General features: G+C 42.5%; 9 protein-coding genes and 1 tRNA gene. 1 reads left to right on the top strand and 9 read right to left on the bottom strand.

Annotation, left to right across the window (positions count from 1 at the left end; genetic code table 11):
• Window positions 1-10: 10 nt before the first annotated feature.
• The 7 genes from pheT to A5295_RS02805 all read right to left on the bottom strand — a co-directional run bounded on the left by pheT (window position 11) and on the right by A5295_RS02805 (window position 8,449).
• Window positions 11-2,632, bottom strand: a complete 2,622-nt coding sequence (gene pheT / locus A5295_RS02835; RefSeq protein ID WP_064621643.1) for a phenylalanine--tRNA ligase subunit beta — start codon at window positions 2,630-2,632, stop codon at window positions 11-13.
• Between the two features lie 5 nt (window positions 2,633-2,637).
• Window positions 2,638-3,705 carry a phenylalanine--tRNA ligase subunit alpha gene (gene pheS, locus A5295_RS02830; protein ID WP_033888768.1) on the bottom strand — a complete coding sequence of 356 codons (1,068 nt, stop codon included), beginning with the start codon at window positions 3,703-3,705 and terminating at the stop codon, window positions 2,638-2,640.
• Between the two features lie 70 nt (window positions 3,706-3,775).
• On the bottom strand, window positions 3,776-4,684 hold the full coding sequence (locus A5295_RS02825) for an RNA methyltransferase (RefSeq protein WP_064621642.1): 909 nt from the start codon (window positions 4,682-4,684) through the stop codon (window positions 3,776-3,778).
• 111 nt (window positions 4,685-4,795) lie between these two features.
• Window positions 4,796-5,827, bottom strand: a complete 1,032-nt coding sequence (locus tag A5295_RS02820; protein ID WP_082915464.1) for a cation diffusion facilitator family transporter — start codon at window positions 5,825-5,827, stop codon at window positions 4,796-4,798.
• Window positions 5,828-6,061: 234 nt separating this feature from the next.
• A tRNA-Leu gene (locus A5295_RS02815) sits at window positions 6,062-6,145 on the bottom strand.
• Between the two features lie 42 nt (window positions 6,146-6,187).
• Window positions 6,188-7,894 (bottom strand): DUF501 domain-containing protein, encoded by a 1,707-nt coding sequence (locus A5295_RS02810; protein ID WP_082915462.1) that lies wholly within the window; start codon window positions 7,892-7,894, stop codon window positions 6,188-6,190.
• Window positions 7,895-7,975: 81 nt separating this feature from the next.
• Window positions 7,976-8,449: a septum formation initiator family protein gene (locus tag A5295_RS02805; RefSeq protein ID WP_012914095.1), complete on the bottom strand. Its 474-nt coding sequence runs from the start codon at window positions 8,447-8,449 to the stop codon at window positions 7,976-7,978.
• A gap of 225 nt (window positions 8,450-8,674) precedes the next feature.
• Between A5295_RS02805 and A5295_RS02800 the strand changes: the two genes are divergently transcribed.
• The gene (locus tag A5295_RS02800) at window positions 8,675-8,923 is read left to right on the top strand and encodes a hypothetical protein (RefSeq protein WP_064621641.1); all 249 of its coding nucleotides are present in this window, start codon (window positions 8,675-8,677) and stop codon (window positions 8,921-8,923) included.
• Between the two features lie 194 nt (window positions 8,924-9,117).
• On the opposite strand, the gene A5295_RS02795 is transcribed toward A5295_RS02800, so the two are convergent.
• Both A5295_RS02795 and nox read right to left on the bottom strand, forming a co-directional pair.
• Window positions 9,118-10,248 carry a 4-hydroxybutyrate dehydrogenase gene (locus A5295_RS02795; RefSeq protein ID WP_064621640.1) on the bottom strand — a complete coding sequence of 377 codons (1,131 nt, stop codon included), beginning with the start codon at window positions 10,246-10,248 and terminating at the stop codon, window positions 9,118-9,120.
• 192 nt (window positions 10,249-10,440) lie between these two features.
• Window positions 10,441-11,781, bottom strand: a complete 1,341-nt coding sequence (gene nox / locus A5295_RS02790) for a H2O-forming NADH oxidase (protein ID WP_032842526.1) — start codon at window positions 11,779-11,781, stop codon at window positions 10,441-10,443.
• Window positions 11,782-11,846 lie beyond the last annotated feature (65 nt).

Genomic DNA, 11,846 nt, shown 5'->3' with positions numbered 1-11,846 from the left:
ATATTATATTTTACACTCGCAAAGTTGCGTGCAAGACTTCAGCAGCATCCGTAATCTTCTTACGAACTTCTTCCATCTCTTCGCCAGAAAGTGTTCTATCATTTGCTCGGAACGTTACGGAATAAGCAAGAGAACGCAAACCTTCTCCAAGCTGCTCACCCTCATACACATCGAACAACTCAACAGATTCAAGCAAATCTCCAGCAGACTTTTCAATAGCAGACTGCAATTCATTCGCTTTCAACTCAATTGGTGCAGTGAAAGCGAAATCTTGCTTTACAGGAGGGAAAGTCGAAATTGGTTTAGCTTGAACAGGCTTCATAATCATATTCTTAAACAATTCAGTTAAATCAAGCTCGAATGCTGCAGAATGCTTAGGTAAATCTAGCGCTTCACAAACATGTGGATGCAATTCGCCAACAACACCGAGATTGACGCTTGAACCATCTTCAGCAAGAACACAAACTTGAGCACTACGACCAGGATGCCAAGAAGATGGAGCATCTTGAGCTTTAAACTGTTCGAGAATGAACTTAACACCAATTCTCTTACCAACTCGCTGGAGTGCTTCAACAGCATCGCTCCAATCAACATCTCTATGAGTACCAAGCCAACCAGTTTCTTCAGCATGACCAGTTAGCAAAGCAGCAACATGCAAAGGTTGTTCCGGTAATCCAGCATCCAACGCAGCAAGCTCAGCATTAGAAGGTCTAACAGAACCAGGTAATGCAGGAATTGCAGGAGCATTTGGATCACTAAAGTACACATGACCAAGCTCATACATGGAAATATCTGTTAAACCACGATGAAGATTGCGTCGAACAGTACCAGCCAAAGTCATCAAAACAGAACGACGAAGCCAAGGCCTGTCTCCAGCTAAAGGATTAGCAATACGAACACTTACTTCAGCAACTTCATCCACATTTTGACGGAAAGCTTTAATATCTTCCTCACCAACAAATGGATAGCTTAAAGATTCAACAAAACCAGTTTCCGCTAACTCATAAGCAATAGCTCGTCTAGTTTGCTGTTGCGCAGTTAAGCCAGTTCGACCAGTAACAGGAACAGCAGGAACCTTAACAGGAATCTCATCATATCCAACAAGTCGAGCAATTTCCTCTACTAAATCGCAAGGCTCATTCAAATCAGGACGCCAAGTTGGAGGAAGAACGGAGAAGGATCCATTGCCACCACCAGCAACAGAGCAACCAATATCGGTAAGAATATCGCTAATGCGATTCAAATCAACATCCAAACCGGCAACTCGCTGCACTTCATTAGCTTTAAACACAATCACATTTCGCGACTGAGTATTATTGACATCACACGGCGATGTAGATGGCTTAGCTCCACCAAACTGTTCCAAAAGATTTGCAGCCATTTGTGCAGCTGCTGGCTGCAATTGGGTATCAACGCCACGCTCAAAACGACGAGAAGCCTCAGAAGGAATCTTATGTCGACGAGCAGTACGAGCAATTGAAACGGGATCAAAGTGAGCTGCCTCAATCAAAATATTTTTCGTTTCACTCGTAACTTCGCCATACATGCCGCCCATAACACCTGCCAAGCCAAGCACGCGTGAACCATGGTTTCCACGAGGAGAATCGCAAATAACTAAATCCTCAACATGCAATTCATGATCTTTGCCATCCAAAGTCGTAAGATGTTCGCCCTCATGTGCACGACGAACTACAATTGGACCTTCAATTTTGTCTAAATCATAAGCATGAAGAGGTTGACCCAAATCAAGCATGACATAATTAGTGATATCAACAGCAAGAGAGATACTGCGCATACCTGCACGCGTTAAACGACGCTGCATCCAACGTGGGCTTGCACAAGTGGAGTCAAAACCGTGTACAGCACGCGCATAATATCGATCACAACCAGGTACACCATGAATTGGATTAGTATCTTCAATACTCACGTCAATATCTGAAGTCTTGTGACCTTCATCATTAATTTGCGATACCTGCTCATTCAACTTTGAAACAGGATCCGTATAAACAGTACCAGTTGAATGATGATATTCACGAGCAACACCACGATAAGAGAAAGCATATCCACGATCAGGCGTTATGTTAATCTCCAAAATCGGCTTATTAAGATGCAACAACTCCATTACATCGTCGCCAGGCTTCAACTCATCATATTCAGCCTTAGAGAAGCCATATTCACGCAACAAAATAATGCCATTGTGGCTATCTCCCAAACCAAGCTCACGCTCTGAAGCACACATACCGTCAGAAATATGACCGTAAGTCTTACGCGGCTCAATCTTAAATTCTCCAGGCAGAACAGCACCAGGAAGAGTTACAACAACCTTTTCACCAGCAGCCATATTAGGAGCACCGCAAACAATGCCACGAGGAACTTTCTTGCCGTTCTCGTCAACATCGTTGTATTTATCTCCAACATCAACATGGCACCAATTAATAGTTTTGCCATTTTTCTGCGGTTCAGGAGTTGCATCAACTACGTAACCGACAACAATTGGACCGGTAACTTGAGAAGTATGAATTTCTTCTTCCTCTAAACCAACACGAACTAAATCTTTAGCAAGCTGTTCGTAAGTTAAACCTTCTGGCACTTCAACATGATCTTTGAGCCAGTCAATATCTACCATTGGCATGAGTTTTACTCCCCCATTACAAACTGTTCACTGAAGCGCTTATCGCCTTCAACCAAATCATGCATATCGTTAATATCGTGACGAAGAAGCAGAGTCCTCTCCAAGCCGACACCAAAAGCAAAACCGGTATACACTTGTGGATCTAAACCTGCAGACTTCAACACATTAGGGTTAACCATTCCGCAACCGCCCCATTCAATCCAGCCTGGACCGCCCTTTTTATCTGGGAACCAAAGATCCAGCTCAGCACTAGGCTCAGTAAATGGGAAGTAGCTTGGTCGCAAGCGGCTCTTTGCATCTGGACCAAACATCGCAACAGCTAAACGATCGAGAACACCCTTTAAATCAGCCATTGTTAAATGCTTATCTACAGCCAAAGCTTCACATTGATGGAAAACTGGAGTATGCGTTGCATCCAGTTCATCAGTGCGGAACACTCTACCAGGAGAAGCAATATACAGAGGAACTCCACGCTCAATTAACGCACGTACTTGATCAGAAGAAGTTTGCGTGCGCAAAACCATGTTTGAACCAACAAAGCCTGCAGCATCCTTAGCTTGATTACCCTGAACGTAGAAAGTATCTTGCATTTGACGCGCAGGATGATCCGGACCAAAGTTCAATGCATCAAAATCAAACCATTCAGTTTCAACTTCTGGACCTGCAGAAATCTGCCAACCCATAGACACAAAGAAGTCTTCAAAATCCTCAATAATACGAGCAATAGGATGACGAGCACCTAAAGGCTTACGATTAATTGGAAGAGTCATATCTACAGTTTCTGCAGAAAGCATGTTAGCCTCTTCAACAGCTTTAATTCGCTCTGTAGCTTCTGCAAAAGCTCGACCAAAATCAGCTCGCAAAGTTGACATCACCTTGCCAACTTCCTTCTTTTGATCCGCAGGCAAAGAACCAATTGCTTTACTTGCAACAGTCATCACTGACTGCGCGCCAGCATACTTAGTTTTAACAGCCTTCAGCTCTTCCATAGTTTGAGCAGCTGTAACGCTAGCAATACCTTCTTTTACTGCTTTACTTACAGCTTTAATATCGAATGGCTTATTATCGGTCACAGCACCTTTCCTATCTGTGTTATACGTATATTCATTGTTTATATACGCTATTGCAAAATATTGCCCAAAGCTATATTTTTCGCTCATGACTCGACATAGCCAAGCCCATAAGCATTACTGCTGCACTTGTTGCAAGGTTCATTGATTCCGCTTTTCCATATATTGGAATTATTGAAATATCGTCAACCTGCTGCAATACTTCTTTAGGTAAGCCTCTAGCTTCATTACCAAATAAAATAGCCAAAGAACTGCTAATAACCTCGGAATTGACTAAAATTTTTGGAAATGGCACAGGTTTAATCTTGTCAGTTCCGTAAATATCAGCTGCAATAACTCGAATATTTGCTTTTGCAGCGCATTCGAACCAGTCTTGAACGCTTAATTGCACTACAGGAAGATGAAATAGTGAGCCAGCAGTCGAACGCACAAGCTTAGCATTCCAACGACTTACGCAATCATCAACAAAAACAACAGCATCGCATCCAGCAACATCTGCAACACGAATAATAGCACCAGCGTTGCCAGGATCTCTTACCTGCCAGCAAGCTGCAATACGAAGAGGCTTAAAATCGTTTTTTACTTTTACTTGTGCTGATTGCTGTAAATTTTTAAACTCACTAAAATAAATATCGTCCAAAGATTTCGAATTAGCAACCGCAACAATTCCCTGTGAATCAGCACTAATTTTTTGCATAATATTCGACTCAACAGGATGAACATAACAAGATCGAGATAAAGCTTCTTTAACTATTTCCCGCAAAGAAGAAAATTGTGAACTTTCCTTTTCATTACCTTCACAAGCATCTTTAGTAACATAAATATCACATAACGAATCTGTGGCATAACGTACAGCTTCACGCACACTTTGCGGACCTTCAACTAAAAAACGCTGCAAATCATGCGACTTTGCGCGACCTAAAGAAACGAGTCTGCGCACGCGCTCACTGTGAGTATTATCAATTAGTTCTTTTAACGGCATAAATATAACTTTACTTCAAAAACAATTACGACACAGGAAATACGCATTCACGTATTTATGCAAACTTGTCACGTTCTTTGCAACAAGACTTATAAGCAAAACCTATAAACTCTATTCATGATGCTCTGACGCACTAGAAGTTGTATAACCCTTAGGCTCAAGCTGGAAAGTAGTGTGAGAGACAGAAACAGGAAAATGCTCGCGCAAGCAGTCCTGAAGCTGGGAAAGCACTTGAGAGCATTGAGACATTGTCATATTAGGATCCACAACAACATGTGCCATAAAAATCGGCATACCAGTAGAGACAGTACTAGCGTGCAAATCATGAACTGCAAGAACATGAGGAACATGCTCTAGATGTTCACGAACTTTGTTTAAATCAAGACCTTCAGGAGTCTGCTCAAGAAGAACCTTAACAGCATTCTTAAGAAGCTTTAACGCACGAGGAATCATAAGAAGCGCAATAATACCGCCAGCTAAAGCATCAAAACCTGCCCAACCTGTACTCATCATTACAATAGCTGAGACTACAACTGCAACAGATCCAAGAGCATCGTTCATAACCTCAAGAAAAGCAGCACGCATATTCATATTGTCTTGCGATTGAGACATAAGAATTACAAGAGAACCTAAATTCGCAGCTAAACCAAGGATACCAAAGAATAGCAGCTGATTTACATCGTGAATGCCTTGATGGCCACTACCAAAAAGACGCATTCCAGCTTCAACAAGAGCATACACTCCTACAAGCAGTAAAATAAGAGCTCCCGCAGCAGCTGTAATAACCTCAAGACGCGCCCAACCCCACGTGCGCTTACTATTTGGACGACGACGCATAAGAATTGCAGTAACTGTTGAAGCTGCAAGAACCGAAATGTCTGTAAGCATATGACCTGCGTCTATAAGAAGCGACAAGGAATTGGTTATGAAAGAACCAATTACCTCAGCAAAGAACACAGTTGCAGTAAGAGAAAGCGTAAGAAGCAAACGATGCTGATGTGCATGACTTGCGTGAATTGCTTCTGCTTGGGAAGCTGCGTTGGCATTATTGTAATTAGTATCGGAAGAGTTGACATTTGCATTCACACTGCTTGAGCGTGAACCAGTGCCGTTAGTTTGAATTACATCGTTATGATTATGCACTTTCCAACCTCCTAAAATATTAAAATATTTGGGCGATATCGTTTCTCAATATCATTCGCATTTTGCCTTATACGCAATGAACCCCAGCCTAAGCCGGGGTTCACTATTATCAATTACTTTGTCTATAACTATGTAATCACAAGCTGTCAACATGCACGCATTATGGGTTATAGGTAAAACCAACAGAAAAGCAAAAGGCGCCACACAGCTAAAAACTGTGCAGCGCTTTGTTTGTGCCTCCGGTGGGACTCGGACCCACAAGCCCGTAAGGGCGTCAGATTTTAAGTCTGATGCGTATGCCAATTCCGCCACAGAGGCAGCAATCACTTATTATGCCATATATCTAAGCAAAGAACAAGCTCAGCGTGTGGCGAGTAACTTTCTTCCCAAATCAAGCGTAATTCCGTCAAGCAAACCATGCTCACTTGCAACAAACGTATCCAAAACCCCACCGTGATCCTCATACGCAGCTTTTGCTAATCTCTCCAACACACGGCTCCAAATCACTGCTCCACCGCCGACAACATCCACACGCCCTGGGTGAATCGTCGCATACGTGCGCCTGCAGTCCCTAGGCATACGCAAAAAGCGATTATTAACAGCATAAGCCTGCTCTAATCCAATATGCACACCATCGACAGCAGTATGATCATAATGCTGCAATCCCATAGTCAAAGCAGCCATAGTTGTCACAGTTCCAGAAACGCCAATAATAGTACGAGCTCGCCCTGCAGGGACAACTTTGAAAGCATCATCAATATGCTTGTCAATATCTTCAATCGCAGCTTGAATTTCCTCTTCCGTAGGAGGATCAGTATGCAAATGCCTTTCAGTCATTCTAACAGAACCAACATTCATGGAGTATGCTGCAGAAACCTTGTGCGCCGGCAAGCAGTCCCCATCCCCTCCAAGCACTAACTCAGTAGAACCTCCACCTAAATCAACTACGAGATACGGTGGCTGCAACTCATCGCGAGACACAACGCTTGTTGCACCAAGGAAGCTAAGAGCTGCTTCTTCAGTACCACTAATAACTTCAGGACGAACACCAAGCTCATCAATCATCATTTGTTCAAAAATCTCACGATTTTCAGCATCTCGTGTAGCTGAAGTTGCCACAAAACGAATCGCATCAACTGGATGTTCTTTCAAAACTTGCGCAAATTCGTGCGCAGCATCCCTCACTCGCTCCAAAGCGTCATCTGCGAAACGATGAGTTTCGTCAATTCCCTGACCTAGTCTAACAACGCGAAGCATACGAGGTACAATATCTTTCATTCCATGCTCAGAAACTTGCGCAATTTTTAGTCGAATAGAATTCGTACCACAGTCAATTGCGGCAACCTGTACTGTTTTTTCTGCACAAGTAGTCGTGTCGCTTTTCACAGCTTCGCCCTCTGCAGTTTTATCTTTTGCAATCGTTTCGTCTTCCACAACAACTTCCGTTTCAGTAGCATATGCATCATCGCTCCACGGAGTAGTACAACGGCACACGTTAGGATCAAACTCATCTTTAATGCGCTCTAGTACCATGTCACCAATCGGATTTACACCTTTGCCCATTACCAATGTTTGCGCGAGCAAAGCATGCAAGCATTTAACACGAACTGGCATTCCACCAGCGCTCATCTGACTAATATGCTCTTCACTATCCCCCAAAGACACAGCTAATTCATGACGGAATTCCAAATAATACTTATGCGCACGCTCATATTGTTTCTTCAGATCTTCGTCCGATTGTAATAGCTCGTTATATTCTCGCATAATACCGTCTGCTTCTACGCGAGACACCGCTTTTACAGCTTCAGGACTGGTAAGGTAGCATGTAGTTGGGAATGGTGTGCCATCTTCTAAGCATGGTCTAGTAATAACAGCAAGAGGTCTACCACAAACGCAACGCGCACCAACAGCTACCATTCCTCTAGGGAATCTTCCAAGTTGCTTTTCAACAATTGTACGCTCAGCATCACTTGCAGSTGTAGTAAATAAACGTTTCACAGCTTCTTCTGGAATATATTTCTTATTACTGTTCTGCATTTTATCTGAACTTTCTTGGCTGTTAGCCATGCGTTTCTACTCCTGTTAAAGCTGTTTTACAAATAAATAATCTTTTACTTTATCAGTTTATATATTTTATCAGTTTATATGTTATAAGGATGGCACAGTATCTGGTTTGTCTGCTTTATGTATTGCATACATTAAGTCACTATACCAAGGCAAGACTGAATGAGTCTTAGTTTCGCTATTTTCTTGAGCAAATTCATTCGGAACTTTTCCAGTTACTGCTTCAGGATGCTCTACGCGAACAGCCTGCTCACCGGGAAAAATAAAGCCGAGACGATCTCTAGCTTGAGCGGTAACGTATGCTTTGTCTTTCCATCGGTCAATATTATTATCCAACGTACGTTTTTGTTCACGTAAATCACTTTCTTCACGCTGAAGTGCATGAAGCTCAGATAAGCTTAACGCATAATTTCTAACTGTTGAAATGCACTCAATTGAACCAACAGTAACTACAAAAACCATAAATAAAAACACAAGTGGTCCTGAAAGTAGTCGACGCTGTTGCAATGGTGCTACATCTTCACCTAATGCTGTTTTACGACGCTTTTTCATAACCATACTCTCTAAATTACTTGATGTATTCGACGTGAAAACATCATACATTCCGCTAGTATCTTACGCGCTTTTAGATGCAAAATGCTGTTGTGCCACATTTACAGTCACGCTACATTTACAGTAACTCACATTTATTCGTTATTAAAATTAAAAAAAAACTGACGAACAAAACTGCAAMAAAATATTCAANATCCTAATCCGGGATCTTCAGATCCTAATCAAACTTTCATGATTCTTATTCTGGATAATAAAACCAGCGTTACTTTGCCTCACAGCGGCGATATGGGCAATCCACCTCATCCTAGCGATGCGACCATGATGGCGTTTGATGATGGTAGTCAAGCTAAACAAATCATGGAAAAGTATGTGAATAAGAAAGTTTATGTAAGTTTTATTGTAAATGATGGATTCTTCCCTTCGGACACTGGATTGCCTTTAGGCGAGCCTCATTTGTGCAATCTAAAAGTTATTGAATAGCTATTGTTCAATTAGAAATAGTTGAAGTAGCTGTGGTAGTTGCACTGGTTGCAATAGTTGCTACAAATAAAATAAAGACCCCACATTTATTTGTGGGGTCTTTTGTTATTTTGCTTTTGTTATTTTGTGAAAAACTATTAAAACGTAATTAAAATCAACAAATTCTAGAAAATAAGTTTGCTAAAAATCTGATTTTAGAAAGTAGACGCGTAGACTTCGGCAATTGCAGCTTCGTCCATATGCATGTAGGAGTTCTTCAAAAGTCGCTGCTGTTCTTTAACAACGCTTGAAGCCCAGCTTTGAATCATATCCTCGCTCATGCCATACTCGTGAAGCCTATGCTTAGGAAGAATCGTGTTAAGCACTTCGTCAAGCTTGTCTAGTACGTCTGCCTTCTTGCATTCTAGAATATTTGCCATGAAGTCGAAAAGCTTAGAAAGCTCAGTGTTTTCTGCGTTATTCTCGTTAGCGTCGTGCTTAGCATAGCATCTCAAAACGCTTGTAAGAAGCGCAGCATTCGTCTCGCCGTGAGCCACGTGGAAAGTGCCGCCAAGCGGATAAGCCATAGCGTGCACGCAACCGCAGCCAGCGTTACCAAACGCAATGCCAGCGTAAAGACTTGCTGAAACCAAATCGCTTACAACTTGGCTTTTTGTGCTGCTGCCTTCCTCCACAACTCGCATATAACTTTGCAAAATAAGTCCGCAAGCCTTGTAGCTAAACATTTTTGTAAGCTCTGTTGCAATAGGAGAAAGTGCGGACTCAATCGAATGTGTAAGAGCGTCAATAGAGCTGGTTGCAAAAACGTAATCCGGTAGGCTCTTTAACAATTCCGGAATAAGAACCGCGTCCGTAGCGTAGCAAGCATCGTTTGCCAAACCTTTCTTGGTATTGCGCTTAGTAAGCGAGAACACGGCAACGTTCGTAACTTCAGAACCGGTTCCGCAAGTAGTTGGCACAAGAATAAGATCAGCGCCTTTTTGTGCAGGAATCTTGCCGTCGACCAAGTCTTCAAGCGGGCTAGTTTGTTTCAACGCACAAACCTTCGAAATATCCAAAACAGTGCCGCCACCAATGCCAATCACGCGCTTTGGAGTTGTGTGAATGTCGCTAACGATTGCATCAACCATTGCATCGCTCGGCTCACCCTTGCCGTATTTCTCTTGGAAAATAACGTCGCAATCAAGATTCAAATCACCAAAATAAGGCTCCCAAATGTATTGGTTTGTAATAACCAAATCACCCTTACCGAGCTTGAATTCTTGCGCAAAGTCGCGTGCTTGCTCGAACTTATGAATAGTTGGTTTAATAGAAAGCTGCTTCATCCTAGACTCCTTTGTTTTAATCTGCATGTCTTACGCTAATATGCGCGTCGTGTGCGCGCTTTTGTGCGCGGATGATTAAAAAACCAAGCAACTGCTCCATTATAGAACAGATTGCTTGGTTTAATAAATGCGATTTAAGCTAATAGCAGAAGCTAATCGCAGAGATTAATCATCAAAGATTACAGATATTAATCATCCCTTCAACAAAGCAGTGTAAGCAGCCATCGTAATGTAGTTGTATGGCTGGTTGAAGTGAGGCATGAAGAAGATGTCGCACAAAGCAAGTTCCTTAATCGTGACTTTCTTCTGAATAGCCAGCGAGAACAGGTGAATTGCGGCAGACATATCGTAGTTAGAAGCCAATTGGCAACCAACAATAACCTTCGTATCCTTCTTGTAAACGATGCGAATCTTCACCTCTGGATTCTCAACTTCCATAAACGCAGGCTTTTGAGTATCTTCGAAATCAACGTAATCAACATCCATGCCCTCTTTTTGAGCGGCAGTTAAGCTCAAGCCGGTGCAAACAAGCTTGTAGTCGTAGATCATCATTGCGCTAGAACCTTGCACGCCCTCGGTTTCTACAGGAGTTCCGCAAACGTTGTGACCTGCAATCAAGCCGCTTCGAACTGCGTTAGTAGCGAGCGCAATGTAGTTTACGCGGTCTCGAGCGTTGTCGTAGATTGTAGCGCAGTCGCCAATTGCGTACACGTCCGGATCGGAAGTTTGCTGCTTCTTGTCAACGAGGAAAGCGCCATTAGCATACTGCTTTAAGTGATCTTTGCCGAGCGCAACGTTTGGGTGGAAGCCAATAGCGCAAATCACCATGTCTGCATCGTAAGTGCCTTTGCTTGTTTTAACAGCCTTGACTTCAGTGTCTCCAACAATTTCTTCAACAGTTTGACCAAGTTCAAACTTAATGCCTTTATCTTCCATAATTTGCTTCAAATTATCGGAAAACTCTGGGTCAAAGTAGCCGTTAAGAATATGGTCTTCCATGTCAATAAGAGTTACGTTCTTGCCAAGGCGCTTAAAAGCTTCTGCGAGTTCCACGCCAATGTAGCCTCCGCCAAGAACCACGACGTTACGGAAATCGCGCTCTTGAAGCTTAGCGATAACAGTTTGAGCGTTCTGGAAAAGCTTTACCATTTGCACGTTTTCCAAGTCAATGCCCTTAATGCGAGGCCTGTTTGGAAGGCTGCCGGTAGCAAGAACCAGCTTGTCGTAAGAATCGTGAATAACAGTGCCGTCTTTAAGTTCGACTGTTACTTCTTTCTTTGCGTAATCAATGTCGAGAACTTTACTTTCAAGATTTACCTTAGCGCCTTTTTTAACGAAATCTTCTGGCTTTTGATAGAACAGTCCGTCGCTGCTTTGAATTTGCTTGCCAATCCACAAAGCCATGCCGCAACCAAGGAAGGAAATATTACTATTCTGATCGTAGATGGTAAGCTCGTTTCCTGGGTAGCTCAAAATGGTGTTAGCGCAGGCAGTGCCGGCGTGATTTGCGCCAATCTGAATGATCTTCGTCATCGGTAATCTCTTTTCGTCGTTGAATCTAGTTTAATTTTATTTATTTCTGTTGAATTCTGCTGAAA

The organism is Gardnerella sp. 26-12 (genome assembly GCF_001660745.1).
GTDB lineage: Bacteria > Actinomycetota > Actinomycetes > Actinomycetales > Bifidobacteriaceae > Bifidobacterium > Bifidobacterium swidsinskii.
This window is presented reverse-complemented; position numbering and strand designations above follow the sequence as displayed.